This window comes from Achromobacter sp. 77 (assembly GCF_020541125.1).
Taxonomy (GTDB): domain Bacteria; phylum Pseudomonadota; class Gammaproteobacteria; order Burkholderiales; family Burkholderiaceae_B; genus Achromobacter; species Achromobacter mucicolens.
This window is the reverse complement of sequence record NZ_CP059848.1, coordinates 859,166-875,549: the sequence shown is the minus strand read 5'-3', so window position 1 is coordinate 875,549 and position 16,384 is coordinate 859,166. Positions and strand designations below refer to the sequence as shown.

At 67.2% G+C, this 16,384-nt stretch carries 14 protein-coding genes; 10 read left to right on the top strand and 4 right to left on the bottom strand.

Annotated features, from left to right (window positions below; genetic code table 11):
- Positions 1-263 precede the first annotated feature (263 nt).
- From glyQ to def, 8 genes are read left to right on the top strand one after another with little or no spacing between them, the layout of a single operon-like run.
- Positions 264-1,175: a glycine--tRNA ligase subunit alpha gene (gene glyQ / locus H4P35_RS03945; RefSeq protein WP_056320918.1), complete on the top strand. Its 912-nt coding sequence runs from the start codon at positions 264-266 to the stop codon at positions 1,173-1,175.
- On the top strand, positions 1,176-3,314 hold the full coding sequence (gene glyS / locus H4P35_RS03940; RefSeq protein ID WP_226848190.1) for a glycine--tRNA ligase subunit beta: 2,139 nt from the start codon (positions 1,176-1,178) through the stop codon (positions 3,312-3,314).
- The gene (gene gmhB, locus H4P35_RS03935; RefSeq protein ID WP_175157486.1) at positions 3,311-3,850 is read left to right on the top strand and encodes a D-glycero-beta-D-manno-heptose 1,7-bisphosphate 7-phosphatase; all 540 of its coding nucleotides are present in this window, start codon (positions 3,311-3,313) and stop codon (positions 3,848-3,850) included. The genes glyS and gmhB overlap by 4 nt, the downstream gene beginning before the upstream one ends.
- 4 nt (positions 3,851-3,854) lie before the next feature.
- Complete coding sequence (locus H4P35_RS03930; RefSeq protein ID WP_175157485.1) at positions 3,855-4,583, top strand: 1-acyl-sn-glycerol-3-phosphate acyltransferase; 729 nt, start codon at positions 3,855-3,857, stop codon at positions 4,581-4,583.
- Positions 4,570-5,580 carry a M48 family metallopeptidase gene (locus H4P35_RS03925; protein ID WP_226848188.1) on the top strand — a complete coding sequence of 337 codons (1,011 nt, stop codon included), beginning with the start codon at positions 4,570-4,572 and terminating at the stop codon, positions 5,578-5,580. Before H4P35_RS03930 ends, H4P35_RS03925 begins: the two co-directional genes overlap by 14 nt.
- A 45-nt stretch (positions 5,581-5,625) precedes the next feature.
- Positions 5,626-6,768, top strand: coding sequence for a 2-aminoethylphosphonate--pyruvate transaminase (locus tag H4P35_RS03920; protein WP_226848186.1), 1,143 nt, complete (start codon positions 5,626-5,628; stop codon positions 6,766-6,768).
- A gap of 11 nt (positions 6,769-6,779) precedes the next feature.
- The gene (gloA, locus tag H4P35_RS03915; RefSeq protein ID WP_056320907.1) at positions 6,780-7,175 is read left to right on the top strand and encodes a lactoylglutathione lyase; all 396 of its coding nucleotides are present in this window, start codon (positions 6,780-6,782) and stop codon (positions 7,173-7,175) included.
- Positions 7,176-7,189: 14 nt separating this feature from the next.
- The gene (gene def, locus H4P35_RS03910; RefSeq protein ID WP_152383492.1) at positions 7,190-7,723 is read left to right on the top strand and encodes a peptide deformylase; all 534 of its coding nucleotides are present in this window, start codon (positions 7,190-7,192) and stop codon (positions 7,721-7,723) included.
- Here the strand turns inward: def and H4P35_RS03905 are convergent.
- Positions 7,720-10,152 carry an acyl-CoA dehydrogenase gene (locus tag H4P35_RS03905; protein WP_226848184.1) on the bottom strand — a complete coding sequence of 811 codons (2,433 nt, stop codon included), beginning with the start codon at positions 10,150-10,152 and terminating at the stop codon, positions 7,720-7,722. The genes def and H4P35_RS03905 overlap by 4 nt on opposite strands.
- Positions 10,153-10,295: 143 nt before the next feature.
- Here H4P35_RS03905 and H4P35_RS03900 point away from each other — a divergent pair, with 143 nt between their 5' ends.
- On the top strand, positions 10,296-11,525 hold the full coding sequence (locus H4P35_RS03900) for a nucleoside recognition domain-containing protein (RefSeq protein ID WP_179690991.1): 1,230 nt from the start codon (positions 10,296-10,298) through the stop codon (positions 11,523-11,525).
- A 10-nt stretch (positions 11,526-11,535) separates the two neighbouring features.
- Here the strand turns inward: H4P35_RS03900 and pyk are convergent, their stop codons facing one another.
- Positions 11,536-12,978: a pyruvate kinase gene (gene pyk, locus H4P35_RS03895; RefSeq protein ID WP_142050874.1), complete on the bottom strand. Its 1,443-nt coding sequence runs from the start codon at positions 12,976-12,978 to the stop codon at positions 11,536-11,538.
- 106 nt (positions 12,979-13,084) lie between these two features.
- Here pyk and H4P35_RS03890 point away from each other — a divergent pair, with 106 nt between their 5' ends.
- Positions 13,085-14,227: a glycerate kinase gene (locus H4P35_RS03890; RefSeq protein WP_056320900.1), complete on the top strand. Its 1,143-nt coding sequence runs from the start codon at positions 13,085-13,087 to the stop codon at positions 14,225-14,227.
- A 78-nt stretch (positions 14,228-14,305) separates the two neighbouring features.
- On the opposite strand, the gene H4P35_RS03885 is transcribed toward H4P35_RS03890, so the two are convergent.
- Entirely contained in the window at positions 14,306-15,280 is a 975-nt protein-coding gene (locus tag H4P35_RS03885; RefSeq protein WP_142051405.1) for an IS110 family transposase, read from the bottom strand.
- A gap of 308 nt (positions 15,281-15,588) precedes the next feature.
- Complete coding sequence (gene rsmA, locus H4P35_RS03880) at positions 15,589-16,380, bottom strand: 16S rRNA (adenine(1518)-N(6)/adenine(1519)-N(6))-dimethyltransferase RsmA (RefSeq protein WP_056320897.1); 792 nt, start codon at positions 16,378-16,380, stop codon at positions 15,589-15,591.
- Positions 16,381-16,384: the final 4 nt, after the last annotated feature.

Here is a 16,384-nt window from a genome sequence, read left to right as displayed (position 1 = left end):
CGAATTCTCGGAATCGGGTTCCGGGTTTTATATAAGACTCAAGACTCAACCTGGAATCATACGACCATTGGTTTGCGGCCGCAGGCCAAGCCGGCCGGGTGTCCACCAGGGGCACATTCGGGGACGCTTTCGACGGTCCTTTCGGCCCCCATATGTAACCGCCGCGCCGACGCCCGGGCCCGCTGCGGCCGCAGGCCAGTTAAAATGCCGGGTTTCCCACGCGCAGGGCAGCCCTTGCCCGGCGGCCGAATTCCAAGAATCCTATGCTCACCTTTCAGCAAATCATCCTTACGCTCCAGGAATACTGGGACAAACAGGGTTGCGCCCTGCTGCAGCCCTACGACATGGAAGTCGGCGCCGGCACCTCGCACACGGCCACGTTCCTGCGCGCCATCGGGCCGGAGCCCTGGCGCGCCGCCTACGTCCAGCCTTCGCGCCGCCCCAAGGATGGCCGCTACGGCGAAAACCCCAACCGCCTGCAGCACTACTACCAGTACCAGGTCGTGCTCAAGCCCGCGCCCCCTGAAATCCTGGATCTGTACATCGGTTCGCTGAAGGCGCTGGGCATCGATCCCACGCAGCACGACATCCGCTTCGTCGAGGACGACTGGGAAAACCCCACGCTCGGCGCCTGGGGCCTGGGCTGGGAAGTCTGGCTGAACGGCATGGAAGTGACCCAGTTCACGTATTTCCAGCAGGTCGGCGGCCTGGATTGCACGCCCACCACCGGTGAAATTACCTACGGCCTGGAACGCCTGGCCATGTACCTGCAGGACGTGCAGAGCGTCTACGACCTGGTCTGGACGGAAGGCGCCAACGGCAAGCGCGTGCTGTACCGCGACGTGTTTCACCAGAACGAAGTCGAGCAATCCACGTACAACTTCGAGCACTCGTCGGCCGACATGCTGTTTGCGCATTTCAACGACTACGAAGCCGAGGCCAAGCGCCTGATGGACGTGCCGCTGGCGCTGCCGGCCTACGAGGCCGCGCTGAAAGCCGCGCACACCTTCAACATGCTGGACGCGCGCGGCGCGATCAGCGTGACCGAACGCGCCGCCTACATCGGCCGCATCCGCAACCTGTCGCGCGCCGTCGCGCAGGCCTATTACGATTCCCGCGAACGACTGGGCTTTCCCATGCTGGGCCGCGACAAGGCCGCCGGGGAGGCTGCATAAATGACGACGAACATCCGCCCGCTGCTGGTCGAACTGCTGACCGAAGAACTTCCGCCCAAGGCCCTGCAGAAACTGGGCCAGGCCTTTGCCGAAGGCGTGCGCGCCACGCTGGACCGCCACGGCCTGCTGGCCGAAGGCTGCGCCGTGACGCCGTATTCGACGCCGCGCCGCCTGGCCGTCCACCTGTCCGCCGTGCTGGCGCAGGCGCCCGACCAGGCCTATGCCGAAAAGCTGATGCCCGTGAAGATCGGCCTGACCGAAGACGGCAAGGCCACGCCGGCGCTGCAAAAGAAGCTGGCCGCCAAGGGCCTTGAAAACATCGATGTCGCCACGCTGGACCGCGAATCCGACGGCAAGCAGGACTACCTGGTGGCGCGTGGCACGGCCGCCGGTGCGCAACTGGCCGCCGGCCTGCAGGAAGGCATCGAAGCCGCCATCGACGGCCTGCCCATCCCCAAGGTCATGCGTTACCAATTGGCTGACGGCGTCACCACCGTCAAGTTCGTGCGCCCGGCGCACGGCCTGATCGCGCTGTTTGGCGCCGACGTGGTGCCGGTGCAGGCACTGGGCCTGTCCGCCGGCCGCGAGACGCTGGGCCACCGCTTCATGAGCCAGGGCGCCGTTGCCATTGCCGACGCCGACGCCTATGTCGCCACGCTGGCCGAAAAGGGCCACGTCGTGGCGTCGTTCGAAGCGCGCCGCGCCGAGATCCAGCGCCAGCTGCAAGAAGCAGCGACCCGCCTGTCCGCCACGCTGGGCGACGACCCCGAAGTGACCGCGCTGCTGGACGAAGTGACCGCGCTGGTCGAACACCCCACCGTCTACGTGGGCCAGTTCGAGGAACAGTTCCTGCAGGTTCCGCAGGAATGCCTGATCCTGACCATGCGGCTGAACCAGAAGTACTTCCCGCTGTTCGATCCGGCCACCGGCCGCCTCACGCACCGTTTCCTGATCGTGAGCAACATGCGCACGGACAACCCGGTAAACATCGTCGAGGGCAACCAGCGCGTGGTGCGTCCGCGCCTGGCCGATGCGCAATTCTTCTTTGAAACCGACCGCAAGACGCCGCTGGCCGCGCGCGTTGAGCAACTGGGTTCGATCGTCTATCACAACAAGCTGGGCACCCAGCTCGAACGCGTGGAGCGCGTGCGCGCAATCGCCCGCGGCATTGCCGGCGAACTGGGCGGCGACGTGTCCGCCGCCGACCGCGCCGCCATGCTGGCCAAGGCCGACCTCGGCTCCAACATGGTGGGCGAATTCCCCGAGCTGCAAGGCATCATGGGCGCGTACTACGCCGCCGGCGACGGCGAACCCGCCAGCGTCGTCGAGGCCCTGCGCACGCAGTACCGCAACCGCTACGACACGCCGGTGACCCAGGACACCCTGACCGCCGCCACGCTGTTCATCGCCGAACGCGTCGAAACGCTGGTCGGCATCTGGGCGATCGGTCTTGCCCCCACCGGCGAGCGCGACCCCTTCGGCCTGCGCCGCGCCGCGCTGGGCCTGATCAGCGCCTTCGAACAACTGGCCGCGGGCGGCTGGCTGAAAATCAGCCAGGACGGTCCGCTGACCCTGGACGGCCTGCTGCAACTGGCCGCCAGCACGTTCGCGGACGGCAAGATCCCGTCCGGCACGCTGGCCGAGGTCCGCACCTTCATCTACGAGCGCTATCGCAACCAGCTCATCAACGACTTCGACCGCAATGCCGTCGAGGCCGTGATCGCGCTGACCCCGCCCCTGCATCAGGTCGCCGAGCGCGTGCGCGCCGCCGCGGCATTCGCGCAATTGCCCGAAGCCGCCAGCCTGGCCGCCGCCAACAAGCGCATCGGCAACCTGCTCAAGAAGGCCGAAGGCGAGATCGGCACGGTGAACGACGCGGCGCTGGTGGAACCCGCTGAAAAGGCCCTGGCCGCCGCCGTGGCCGCCCTGCGTCCGAAGGCCGAGGCGCAATTGGCCGCCGGCGACTTCACCGGCAGCCTGTCCACGCTGGCCCAGGCCCGCGAACCCGTGGACGCGTTCTTTGCCGACGTCATGGTCATGGCCGAAGACCCGGCCGTGCGCGCCAACCGGCTGGCCCTCCTGGCCCAGCTGCATGGCCTGATGAACCAGGTCGCTGACATCTCCAGGCTCGCCCAGTGAAGCTCATCATCCTCGACCGCGACGGCGTCATCAATCAGGACAGCGACGCCTTCGTCAAGACGCCCGACGAATGGATCGCGCTGCCGGGCAGCCTGCAGGCCATCGCGCGCCTCACGCAGGCCGGCTGGAAGGTGGTGGTTGCCACCAATCAGTCGGGTCTGGCGCGCGGCCTGTTCGACATGGACACGCTGACCGCCATCCACACCAAGATGCGGCGCGAGCTCGCCGCGGTGGGCGGCAGCGTCGATGCCATTTTCATGTGCCCGCACGGCCCCGACGACGACTGCACCTGCCGCAAGCCGCGTCCGGGCATGTTCGAGCAGATCGGGCACCGCTACGACGTCGACCTCGCCGGCGTGCCGGCCGTGGGCGATTCGCTGCGCGACCTGCAGGCCTCCTCGGCCGCGGGCTGCTCGCCGTGGCTGGTCCTGACGGGCAACGGCGCCAAGACGCTGGCCAAGGGCGGCCTGCCCGACAACACGCGCGTCTGCGACAACCTGTCGGCCCTGGCCGACGCCCTGCTGCAGGACGCGTGACCCGATGGCCCGGCTTCGTTCGTTCCTGTACTTCCTGTTCCTGGCCGTCACGGTCATTCCGTACGCCTTCGCCTGCGTCCTGTGGGCGCCGCTGCCGCTGCACTGGCGCTACAAGCTGACGGTCGGCTGGCCCCGGCTGGCCATCTGGGGCGCCAAGGTGTTCTGCGGCATCCGCTGGCAGGTCAAGGGCTGGGAAAACCTGCCCGACGGCCCCGCAGTGCTGTTGTCCAAGCACCAGTCGGCCTGGGAGACCCTGTTCTTCCCGGCCTACATGCCGCGCGAGGTCTGCTTCGTCTACAAGAAAGAACTGCACATGGTGCCGTTCTTCGGCTGGGGCCTGGCCCTCTTGCGCATGATCGCCATCGACCGCGCCAAGGGCCGCGACGCTTTCGAGCAGGTGGTCAAGCAAGGCCAGACCCGCCTGAACGAAGGCCGCTGGCCGCTGCTGTTTCCGGAAGGCACGCGCGTGGCGCCCGGCCAGACCGCACGCTTCAAGATGGGCGGCGCGCTGCTGGCCTCGCGCACCGGCGCCGTGGTCATCCCGGTTGCTCATAACGCCGGCGAATGCTGGCGCCGCAACGCCTTCGTCAAGTATCCCGGCATGGTCACCCTGTCGATCGGTCCCGCGATAGAATCCAAGGGACTCACCCCCGAGGAACTGAACAAGAAGGTTCAGGACTGGATCGAAGGGGAAATGCGGCGTCTCAACCCTGAAAGGTATGCCCAGCACTGATCAGCTAGAACTCCTGTTCGACACGCAGGAAGACGGCGCGCCCGCGGGCGCGCCGTCGCTGATCGCCGTGCCGGCGGCGCCAGCCGCCCCGCGCGCGCCGTCCGCCGTGCCGGACACCCCGCGCCCCGTCACGCCCCCCAACCTGTTTCCCGACGCCGCCAAGGCCCCCGCCCCCGCGGGCGAGCCGCTGCTGACGCTGTCGCCCAATGCGGCGTCGCGCGTACCCACGCCCTGCCCCGACCCGCTGCCGCCCGGCGCGCGCTGGCGCGAGGTGCCCACCGATCAGCAGACCATCGGCTTCGTGCTGCTGCGTTCGCGGCGGCGCAGCATCGGCTTCGTCATCACCGACGACGGCCTGCGCGTGACCGCCCCCAATTGGGTGACGCTGACGCAGATCGACGACGCGGTGCGCGAAAAATCGCGCTGGATCCTGACCAAGCTGCGCGAATGGCACGCCCGCAAGCAGCAGCTGGCCATGGCGCACACGCGCTGGCAGGCGGGCGGAGAACTCCCCTATCTGGGCCGGCGCATTGTCATCGGCGTGGGCGGCGACAGCCGCCAGGCCAATCTGTCCGGCGACGCCGACGCCCCGCAAGATGGCGACACCCTGTGGCTGGCGCTGCCGTCCCACGCCGACCAGGGCCGCATCCGCGATGCAGCCCAAGCCTGGCTGCAACAGCGCGCGGGCGCCTGGTTCGGGGCGCGGCTGGCGCACTTTTTGCAGGTGAGCGGCCTGAAGATCCGCCGCTGGCGCCTGTCGTCGGCCGCCACGCGCTGGGGGTCGTGCACCAGCGACGGCAACATCATGCTGAACTGGCGCCTGATCCACTTCGCCCCGGCCATCATCGATTACGTCATCGCGCACGAGCTTGCCCATTTGCGCGAGATGAACCACAGTCAGGACTTCTGGCGCGAAGTCGGCCAGATCCTGCCCGACTTCGAAGACGCCAAGAACATCCTGCGGCGTCACGATCCCGCTTCGCTGCCTCAGTTCTGAAGCGCGCGGCACCCAGCGCCTGTTGCGATCCCAAGGAGAATCGAAATGTTGCTGCTGATTCCGGGCCCGGTCACCACCGACGCGCGGGTGAAGGCCGCCATGGCGCAGGACTACGCGCCGTGGGACAACGATTTCCGCACGCTGTACCGGCAGGTGTGCGACGGCGTGCTGGCAATTGCGCAGGCCGGCGCGGACGAGCACGTGGCGCTGGCCTTGCCGGGCTGCGGCCACTTTGCCGTCGAGGCCGCGATCCGCACCTTCGTGCCGCCCGGCGGCCGCATGCTGGCCCCGTCCACCGGCGCGTACGCGGCCCGGCTGCAAAAGCTGGCCGCCGAGGCAGGCCGCATCGCCGTGCCGCTATCGGTGGACACCGCCGAGCGCGTGGATCCGCAGGCGGTGGCCGACGCGCTGGAACGCGACCCCACGCTCACGCACCTGGCGCTGGTCTACAGCGAAACCGGCAGCGGCATCTGCCACGACGTGCCGCAGTTGGCGCGCATTGCCCATGCGCTGGGCCGCCGCGTGATCGTCGACGCCGTGTCGGCGTTCGGCGCGTTGCCGCTTGAATTGCGCGCCCTGCCCGCGGTCGACGCCGTGGTGCTGACCGCCAACAAATGCCTGGAAGGCCTGCCGGGCGCGGCCTTCGTTGTCGCGCGCCGCGACAGCCTGGATGCCGCGCGCGGCAATGCGGGCAGCTGGTCGCTCGACCTGGCCGACATCTACCAGCACACGCTGGCGCCCAACGCGGGCCCGCGATTCACGCCCGCCGCGCCCACGCTGGCCGCGCTGGCCGTGGCGCTGGAACTGTTCCGCCAGGAAGGCCGCGAGGCCCGTCTGGCGCGTTACACGGCCAACATGCGCACGCTTTATGATGGCGTGATCGATCTTGGCCTGACCCCATACCTGCCGCCCGAACTGCAAGGCCCCATCGTCGTCAACGTCCGCGCGCCGGATGCCCCGACCTGGCACCTGCAGCTCTTCGTGGACGCGCTCAAGCAGCGCGGCTATGTGATCAGCAACTTCACCAACACCGAAGAACCCACGTTCCGGGTCGGCTGCATCGGCGCCTTTGGCGCCGGCCAGATGCGGCAGGCGGTCGACGCCATGGGCGGCGCGCTGCGCGACATCGGAATCTCCCGGGAACGCGCCGGAACCCCCCAGCGCTTCCCCCAACCTCTCATCGCTTAAGGAAACCTCCCATGCGTCTGCTCCACACCATGCTGCGCGTCGGCAACCTCGACAAGTCCATCGACTTCTACACCAACGTGCTGGGCATGCGCCTTCTGCGCCGCAACGACTATCCGGACGGCAAGTTCACGCTGGCCTTCGTCGGCTACCAGGACGAAGCCGACGGCGCCGTCATCGAACTGACCCACAACTGGGACACCGACAAGTACGACCTGGGCAACGGCTACGGCCACATCGCCCTGGAAGTCGACAACGCCTACGAAGCCTGTGACAAGGTCAAGGAGCGCGGCGGCAAGGTCACCCGCGAGGCCGGCCCGATGAAGCACGGCAAGACCGTCATCGCCTTCGTGGAAGACCCCGACGGCTACAAGATCGAGTTCATCCAGAAGAAAGACCGCCAGGACTGAGCGGAACGCCAGCCATGATCCATCCCATCCTGAAAATGGGCGACCCGCGGCTGCTGCGCGTGGCGCCCCCGGTCGACCGTTTCGACACGCCTGAGCTGCACGCCCTGATCGACGACATGTTCGAAACCATGGCGGCCGCGCAGGGCGTGGGTCTGGCCGCGCCGCAGATCGGCGTGGACCTGCAACTGGTGATCTTCGGGTTCGATCGCAACGACCGCTATCCCGACGCGCCGCCGGTGCCGCAGACGATCCTGTGCAATCCGGTCATCACGCCGCTTTCGGACGAGATGGAAGACGGCTGGGAAGGCTGCCTGTCGGTGCCGGGACTGCGCGGCCTGGTGCCGCGCTACCGCCATATCCGGTACAGCGGCCGCGATCCGTACGGCCAGCTGATCGAGCGCGAGGCCGAAGGCTTTCACGCACGCGTCGTCCAGCACGAATGCGACCACCTGATCGGCCGCCTGTATCCGTCCCGGATCCAGGATTTCACGAAGTTCGGCTTCACGGAAATCCTGTTCCCGGGCATGGACCCGAATCAGGACGACTAGGCGTTCTCGCCGGGTCTTGCAGCAGCGGGGGGCTCGTCCTCCTGCTGTTGCGGCGGCTGCGGTTGCTGCTGTTGCGGCTGCTGCGGTTGCTGCTGTTGCGGCTGCTGCGGCGGCTGTTGCTGCGGCGGCTGCGGCGGCTGCGACTCCGGCTGCTGCGGCTGCGGCGACTCCGACTGCGGCTCCGGCTTCTGTTCCTGCGTCTGAACCGGCGCGCCTTCGCCCAGCGGCGTCAGCGCTTCCGGCGCAAAATCATCCACCTGCAATACCTTCAGCACCGTCGCTTCCGCGGCTTCGAGCTGCGCCGCCTGCGCGTCCGTGATGGCGCCGCGCTGATGGGCTTCTCGCCAGTTGCGCACGTTGGACTGGCGCAACCGGTCGCGGATCGGCTGCACCGCATCGGCCAGCGCAAAGGCGCGGGTCAACAGGCCCAGCGGATCCTCGCCGGGTTCGCGCTGCAGGTCGGCCGCCAGTCGCACATGCGTGGGCGACGGCTTGAGCAGCAATTCGGCGCATTCCCGCGTGAGCGCGTCGTCCGGCCCCTTGGCCAGCCGCAATGGCAGGATGGCCACCCGCAACGCCCAGGATAGCGCCTTGACCGGCAGGTTGCGCAGCACCTGATCCATGCTCTTCTCGATGCTGGCGAAACCCTGCGCCATGCACCAGCGCACCAGCGGCAGGTCATCGTGCTTGCGCCCCTCGTCTTCCCAGCGCTTTAGCACCGCGGACAGCAGATAGAGTTCGGACAGGATGTCGCCCAGGCGCGCGGAGATCATTTCGCGGCGCTTCAGGCCCCCACCCAGTTGCGCCAGCGTGGCGTCGGCCAGCAGCGCGAAGCCCGACGCATAACGGCCCAGCCGGCGGTAATGAGCCGCCACCGGTCCCGAGGCCGGCGCGGGCGCCAGCATGCCGCCCGTCCACGCGCGGCCGATCGCGCGCAGCGTGTTCATGCCCGCGTGGCGCAGATGGCGCCAGAAGACATCGTGGAAGACCTCGATGCCGCGTTCCTCGTCGGGGTTGCCCAGCGCCAGGATCTCCGGCATCAGATAGGGATGCGCGCGAATGGCGCCTTGCCCGAAGATGATCAGATTGCGCGTCAGGATGTTGGCGCCCTCGACCGTGATGGCGATGGGCACGGCGCGGTACAAGGAGCCCAGGTAATTGCTGGGGCCGTCCATGACGGCGCGGCCCGCGTGCACATCCATGGCGTCGTTCACCGACACGCGCATGCGCTCGGTGGCGTGGTATTTCATGATGCCGGACACCACCGCAGGCTTGACGCCCTGATTGAGCGCGGCGCAGGTCAGGCGGCGCGCGGCCTCGACCAGATAGGCGTTGCCGGCCAGGCTGGCCAGCCGCTCCTGCACGCCCTCGAACTTGCCGATCGGGATGCCGAACTGCTCGCGCACCCGCGCATACATGCCGGTGGTGTGCGCGCACATCGCCGCGGCGGCGGCAGACAGCGACGGCAGCGAAATGCCGCGCCCTGCGGCCAGTGCGCTCATCAGCATCTGCCAGCCCTGCCCGGCGCGCTCGACGCCGCCGATCAGCGCATCCAGCGGCACAAAAACGTCGCGGCCCGAGTTGGGCCCATTCTGGAACACCTGCATGGCGGGCAGGTGGCGCCGGCCGATCTCGACGCCGGGCGCGTCGGTGGGAACGAGCGCCACCGAGATGCCGATATCCTTGGGCCCGCCCAGAATGCCGTCGGGGTCCGACATCTTGAACGCCAGCCCCAGCACCGTGGCCACCGGCCCCAGCGTGATGTAGCGCTTGTGCCAATTGAGCCGGATGCCGATGAGCTCACGCCCATCCACGACCTGGCGGCACACGACGCCGGTATCCACCATCGAGGCCGCGTCCGAGCCGGCTTCGGGACTGGTCAGGCCAAAGCACGGGACTTCCCGGCCGTCGGCAAGCCGCGGCAGCCAATAATCGCGCTGCGCCTGCGTGCCGAACTGCATGAGCAGTTCGCCCGGCCCCAGCGAGTTCGGCACCATGACGGTGACGCCCGCCGTGATGGAATAGGCGGAAATGCGCCGCACCACCTCGGAGTGCGCATAGGGCGAGAACCCCAGACCGCCGTGACGCCGCGGGATGATCATGCCGAAGAAGCGCTGCGCCTTAAGAAAGTCCCAAACGTGCGGCGGCAGATCGCGCCGGTTCCAGGAGATATCCCATTCGTCCAGCATGCCGCACAGGTCGCGCACGGGACCGTCGATGAAGCGCTGTTCATCGGGCGTCAGCGTGGCCGGCGGCACGCTGAGCAGCTTGCGCCAGTCGGGATTGCCCGTGAACAAGTCGGCGTCCCACCAGCTGTCGCCGGCTTCGATGGCTTCGCGTTCGGTGGCCGACATGGCCGGCATGGCATTGCGGGCCCAGCGGTATGCGGGTTCCGAAATGCGGCGTCGGCGCCAGGCGTTGAAATCCATGGGTCCCCCTGTTGTTCGCTACAAGACGTATCGGGCCAAAGTACCAGAATTGGCGCGGCCCGGCCAAGCTGCGGCTTACCGACTCTGCGACAATGGGCGTCGCCGCGCAGATGCGCAATCAACCGCTGTCCGGGCACGTCCGCATGCTGAACAAACTCTGGCTTGGCTTCTTCCTTACCGCTGCCGCGGCCGCGCTGTACCGCTGGCTTGTCATCGGGGACCCGGAAGTCTTTCGCCAGATGGTCGCCAGCCTGTTCGACATGGCGCGCGTGTCCGTGGACGTGATGGTGCTGCTATTTGGCACGCTGACGCTGTGGCTGGGTTTCCTGCGCATCGCCGAGGGCGCGGGCCTGGTCGAAAAGCTTGCGCGCGTCCTGGGCCCCCTGTTCGCACGCCTGATGCCCGAGGTGCCGCGCAATCACCCAGCCATCGGCCTGATCACGCTGAACTTCGCGGCCAATGGCCTGGGGCTTGACAACGCCGCCACCCCCATCGGCCTGCGCGCCATGCGCGAGCTGCAAGCGCTCAACCCCAAGCCCGACACCGCCACCAACGCGCAGATCCTGTTCCTGGTGCTCAATGCGTCGTCGCTGACGCTGCTGCCCGTCACGCTGTTCATGTTCCGCGCGCAGCAGGGCGCGCCCGATCCCACGCTGGTCTTTTTGCCCATTCTGCTGGCCACCAGCGCGTCCACGCTGGCCGGCTTTCTGGCGGTCGCGCTGTGCCAGCGGCTGCGCCTGGCCGATCCGGTCATCCTGCTGTGGCTGGGCGGCGCGGCGCTGGTGCTGGGCGGATTCATGGCGCTTCTGGCCAGCATGTCGGCAGCCGCCATCGCGTCGCTGTCTTCGCTGCTGGGCAACCTGACGCTGTTTGGCATCCTGCTGGCGTTTCTGGTCGTCGGCGCGTGGAAAAAAGTGCCGGTGTACGAGGCCTTCATTGAAGGCGCCAAGGAAGGGTTCGATATCGCCAAGAGCCTGCTGCCGTATCTGGTGGCGATGCTGTGCGCCGTGGGCGTGCTGCGCGCGTCCGGCGCGCTGGACTTCCTATTGGATGGCATCCGCTGGCTGGCGCAGCAGGCAAACTGGGACACGCGCTTCGTGGACGCGCTGCCCACCGCGCTCGTCAAGCCGTTCTCGGGCAGCGCGGCGCGCGCGATGATGCTGGAGACCATGACGCACTTCGGCGTGGACAGCTTCCCGGCGCTGCTGTCCGCGGTGGTGCAAGGCAGCACCGAGACCACCTTCTATGTGCTGGCGGTGTATTTCGGGTCGGTGGGGATTCTGCGCGCCCGGCATGCGGTCGGCTGCGCGCTGATCGCCGACCTGGCCGGGGTACTGGCCGCGATCGGCGTCTGCTACTGGTTCTTCGGCTAGGCGCCCTGCTTCAGTCCACCAGCAGGATCTTCATCCCATTGGTGCCGCCACTGTCGCGATAGAAATCGCCCTTGGTCAGAATCACCCAATCGCCGGCCTGCACCAGATTGCGCTTGCGCAGTTCGTCGATGGCGGCGTTGGAAAGATCGGCCGGATCGTAGTCCGACGGCGCGAACGGAATCGTGTACACGCCACGGAACATCGTCACGCGGTTTTGCGTCACGCTGTGCGGGCTGTAGCAGTAGATGGGCACGCCCGAGCGGATGCGCGACATGATGAGCGGCGTGTGGCCGCTTTCGGTCAGCGCGATGATGGCCTTGACGCCGGGAAAATGGTTGGCGGCATACATGGCCGCCAGCGCGATGGTTTCGTCGCAGCGCGTGAAGGTCTCGCCCATGCGGTGATGCGACTTCGTGGACGTGGGATGCTTTTCCGCGCCCAGGCACACACGCGCCATGGCTTGCACGGTTTCGACCGGATACTGGCCCGAGGCGCTTTCAGCCGACAGCATGACGGCGTCGGTGTAGTCCAGCACCGCGTTGGCCACGTCGGAGACTTCGGCGCGGGTGGGCATGGGGCTGGAGATCATCGATTCCATCATCTGCGTGGCGGTGATGACCACCTTGTTCAGCGTGCGCGCGTGCTGAATGATGCGCTTCTGGATGCCCACCAGCTCGGCGTCGCCCACTTCCACGCCCAGGTCGCCACGCGCCACCATCACGCCGTCGCTTGCGCGGATCAGCGCATCCAGGGCCTCGTCGTCGGCTACTGCCTCGGCGCGTTCGATCTTTGCGATGATCCATGCCTGGCTGCCGGCCTCGGCAAGCAAGGTGCGGGCCTCGTCGATGTCGCTGCCATAGCGCGGGAACGACACCGCCACGTAATCCAGCTCCATTTCGGCGGCCAGCTTGATGTCGACGCGATCCTTGTCGGTCAGGCTGGGCGCGGACAGGCCGCCGCCGCGGCGGTTGATGCCCTTGTTGTTGGACAGCGGACCGCCCACCGTGACGGTGGTGTGGACTTCGTCGCCTTCGACGCGATCCACGACCAGCACGACGCGGCCGTCATCGAGCAGCAGCTCGTCGCCCACCCGGCAATCGGTCACGAGTTCCGGATAGTCGATGCCCACGATGCTGGACGTGCCCGCATCCTTGGGATGCACGCGCGACAGCGTGAACGGCTGGCCCACGTGCAGCTGCACCAGCTTGTCGACAAAGCGGGCGATGCGGATCTTGGGCCCTTGCAGGTCGCCCATGATCGCGACGAAGCGGCCCTGCTTGGCCGCGATCTCGCGCACCAGCCGCGCGCGCTCGCGGTGATCGTCCGCGCTGCCATGCGAGAAGTTCAGCCGTGCGACGTCCAGCCCCGCGCGGATGAGCGCGTCGATACGTTCGGGCGACGAGGTCGAGGGTCCCAGGGTGGCGACAATTTTTGTGCGGCGCAATACAGGCATGGCGGTCCACTCTCGCAAAAGCAACGAAAGCGCTATGGTACGCCGGCCGCGTTGTCACGGGTATCATGGGTGACACATCGATCACTAACGCGCCCCCCTTCCGACCGTGAAAATCGTCATCGCTCCCGACTCGTTCAAAGAAAGCGTTTCCGCGCCCGATGCGGCGGCGGCCATTGCACGCGGCGTCAAGGCCGCCTTTCCCGGCGCGCACACCGTGTGCATCCCGATGGCCGACGGCGGCGAAGGCACCGTCGAAGCCGTGCTCGCGGCTACCGGCGGCAAGGAACACCAGATCACCGTGAACGACGCGCTCGGCCACAAAGTCGACGCCGTGTGGGGATTGCTGGACGACGGCACCGCCGTCATCGAGATGGCCGCCGCGGCGGGCCTTGAATTGATCTCTCCTTCCAAGCGCGACCCGATGCGCGCCAGCAGCCACGGCGTGGGCGAGCTGATGCGCGCGGCGCTGGACGCGGGCGCCAAGCGCATCATCCTGGGGTTGGGCGGCTCGGCCACCAACGACGCGGGCGCCGGCATGCTGACGGCGCTGGGCGTGCGGCTGCTGGACGCCGGCGGCAACAGCCTGCCGCCGGGCGGCGGGGCGCTGGGCCAACTTGCCTCCATCGACACGCATGGCCTGGACCCGCGGCTGGCCCAGGTCCGCGTCGACATCGCCTCCGACGTCGACAATCCCTTGTGCGGTCCGCATGGCGCTTCGCATGTGTTCGGGCCGCAGAAGGGCGCGACGCCGGAACAGGTGCAGACCCTGGACACCCTGCTGAGTCACTTCGCCGACGTGTGTGCAAAGCACCTCGGCGCCGACCACCGCGACGCGCCCGGCGCGGGCGCCGCCGGTGGCCTGGGTTTTGCCGCCAAGGCGTTCCTGAACGCGCATTTCCGGCCGGGCGTGGAGATCGTCGCAGAGCTGGGCGGTCTGGCCGACGCTGTGGAAGGCGCAACGCTGGTGTTCACCGGCGAAGGCCGGATGGACGCACAGACGCTGCGCGGCAAGACGCCCGCAGGCGTCGCCCGGATTGCCCAGCGCGCGGGCGTTCCCGTCGTGGCGCTTGCCGGTTCGCTGGGCGAAGGCTACGAGGCCCTGCACACCTGCGGCATCAGCGCCGCATTCAGCCTGGCCCCCGGCCCCATCACCTTGCAGCAGGCCTTGGCCGACGCCGAGCGCCTGCTGGCCGACCGGGCACGCGATGTGATGCAGCTATGGATGGCGGCGCAGAAACGCATGCTGTGATCCGGCGGCCGGGGCAAACACCTCTGCCTGCAACGTGCGGTCTTCGCTATGCCAGATACCGTCTTGACCGTCAAGCGTTCAGGCGTAGTCGGGCCGATACGGTGTCCGAGTTTTAAGCACGCCGAAGCATAGATGTACCAGCTTTCTCATGGCCGCGCCTAGCGCGGCCATTTTGCTCTTTCCAGCTGCTAAGAGTCGCGCGTAAAGCGCACCAACGTGTGGGTTGAAGCGCTTGCTGACGATAGCGGCCATGTAGAGGGTGGCACGTACTGTGCTGGGACCCGTTTTAGATAGCCGCGGCCGGCTGTTCAGACTGGTGCCGGACTGGCGTTGCACCGGCACCACCCCCAAGTAGGAGGCCAAGCCCTCGGCTGACTCGATGGGCCGGTTATGCATGATCGACAGGATCGAGTTCCCCGCTCGATCCCCGATGCCGGGGATGCTGGTCAGCAGTTCCCGATCCTCCTTCAGGTCCGGGTGGCGGTCGATGTGGTCATTGATCGCATGATCCAGGCGTTTGATCTCTTCGCGCAGGAACGCGATCGTTTTGGCGATGGATCCCTCGACCAGCACGGGTGGATCACTGAACTGCGTCTTCTCCTGGCGATTGAGTTCGCGCTGCAGATCCTTGGCCAGCGCGTCGCGCCGAGCCAACAAGGCCCGTAGTTGACGGGCATGCAGCGGTGCGGGGCGCCACAGCCCAGGCTTGAGCGCCTGACCGTAGCGGGCCAGCACGTAGCTATCGATCCCATCGGTTTTGGAGCGCACCGCCAGCGCCCCGGCGAAATCGCGCACCTGGGCAGGGTTGACCAACGAGACACTGACCGAAGCGTCATGCAGGGCCGTGGCGGCCTGCTCGTGATATTGCCCTGTGGGCTCGAGCACGGCATGCAACTGCGCCGGCTCGGCTCCCTGCTTGGCGCACCACTGCAGCAGCGTCTGCACGCCCGCTATCGAGTTGGGTACGACCTTGGTCTTGCGTTTGTTGGCATCGCTGCCAAGCAGCGCGCAATCCAGCTTCGCCTTAGAAACGTCAATTCCGAGAAAAAACATAAACCTAAGCTCCCTTGCCAATACCAAAGAAGCCCGCTGCGCCCACTTGCCTTGTACATACAGGGTCCAATGCCCTAGGCTACCGTCCAGTGTCCAGCCGGCTCAGAGGTGCGGAACCGAGGCGTAATCTGAACCACAAAGTCCAGGCTCTAGGTGTCTGAACACGCTCATCGGTCCGCTTGTAGCGATAGCTAATCACTACAGTGGCCAAGATACAAGGTGTCTGACACCGTCTCACTCACCCAGCACCGAAATGCGAAAAGGCCCCGCGGGGCCTTTTTGCACTGCCTTGCCAGACCGAAAAGACGTCAGTCCCGCGCCAACACCCCGGCTTCGACCAGCGCATCCGACAGGCGCATGTAGCGGTCCACCGAAATGTCCTCGGCGCGCGCGGTGGGCGCGATGTCCAGCGCTTCCCAAGGCACTTGCGCGGCCCAGTCGGCCAGCACCCGCCGCAGCATCTTGCGGCGCTGCGAGAAGGCGCGTGCCACCACGGTTTCGAAAGCGCGCTCGCTGATGGGCCGCTGGCGATCCGCCGGCAACGGCACCATGCGCACGATCGCCGACACGACCTTAGGAGGCGGATCGAAGGCCTCGGGCGGCACGTCGAACAGCTTGTGCATGCGGTAGCGCGATTGCAGCATCACGGACAGGCGGCTGAAGTCGCCCGAGCCGGGCTTGGCCACCATGCGGTCGATCACTTCGCGCTGCAGCATGAAATGCTGATCGCGGATGTGGTCGGCCCACGTCATCAGGTGGAAGAGCAACGGGCTGGAAATGTTGTAGGGCAGATTGCCCACGACGCGCAGCGCGCCGCCGAACTGCGAGAAATCCACCGTCAGCGCGTCGGCCTCGACTACCGTCAAGCGTGATGCATCGAACTGCTTGCGCAGCCGGGCGGCCAGGTCGCGATCGATTTCGACCGCGGTGAGATGGTCCAGCCGTTCGAGCAGCGGCCGCGTCAGCGCGGACAAGCCAGGGCCGATCTCGACCACGGCATCGTCGCGGGCGGGCGCAACCGCCCGGACGATGGACTCGACGACGCTGTCGTCGGTCAGGAAGTTCTGGCCAAAGCGCTTGCGCGCCTGGTGTTGAGACATGAAA

Coding starts and splice junctions, on each gene's coding strand:
- gloA (WP_056320907.1), top strand. CDS start 6,780: ATGCGTCTGCTCCACACCATGCTGCGCGTCGGCAACCTCGACAAGTCC.
- H4P35_RS03930 (WP_175157485.1), top strand. CDS start 3,855: ATGGCCCGGCTTCGTTCGTTCCTGTACTTCCTGTTCCTGGCCGTCACG.
- H4P35_RS03885 (WP_142051405.1), bottom strand. CDS start 15,280: ATGTTTTTTCTCGGAATTGACGTTTCTAAGGCGAAGCTGGATTGCGCG.
- H4P35_RS03920 (WP_226848186.1), top strand. CDS start 5,626: ATGTTGCTGCTGATTCCGGGCCCGGTCACCACCGACGCGCGGGTGAAG.
- H4P35_RS03905 (WP_226848184.1), bottom strand. CDS start 10,152: ATGGATTTCAACGCCTGGCGCCGACGCCGCATTTCGGAACCCGCATAC.
- H4P35_RS03900 (WP_179690991.1), top strand. CDS start 10,296: ATGCTGAACAAACTCTGGCTTGGCTTCTTCCTTACCGCTGCCGCGGCC.
- def (WP_152383492.1), top strand. CDS start 7,190: ATGATCCATCCCATCCTGAAAATGGGCGACCCGCGGCTGCTGCGCGTG.
- H4P35_RS03925 (WP_226848188.1), top strand. CDS start 4,570: ATGCCCAGCACTGATCAGCTAGAACTCCTGTTCGACACGCAGGAAGAC.
- pyk (WP_142050874.1), bottom strand. CDS start 12,978: ATGCCTGTATTGCGCCGCACAAAAATTGTCGCCACCCTGGGACCCTCG.
- glyS (WP_226848190.1), top strand. CDS start 1,176: ATGACGACGAACATCCGCCCGCTGCTGGTCGAACTGCTGACCGAAGAA.
- glyQ (WP_056320918.1), top strand. CDS start 264: ATGCTCACCTTTCAGCAAATCATCCTTACGCTCCAGGAATACTGGGAC.
- rsmA (WP_056320897.1), bottom strand. CDS start 16,380: ATGTCTCAACACCAGGCGCGCAAGCGCTTTGGCCAGAACTTCCTGACC.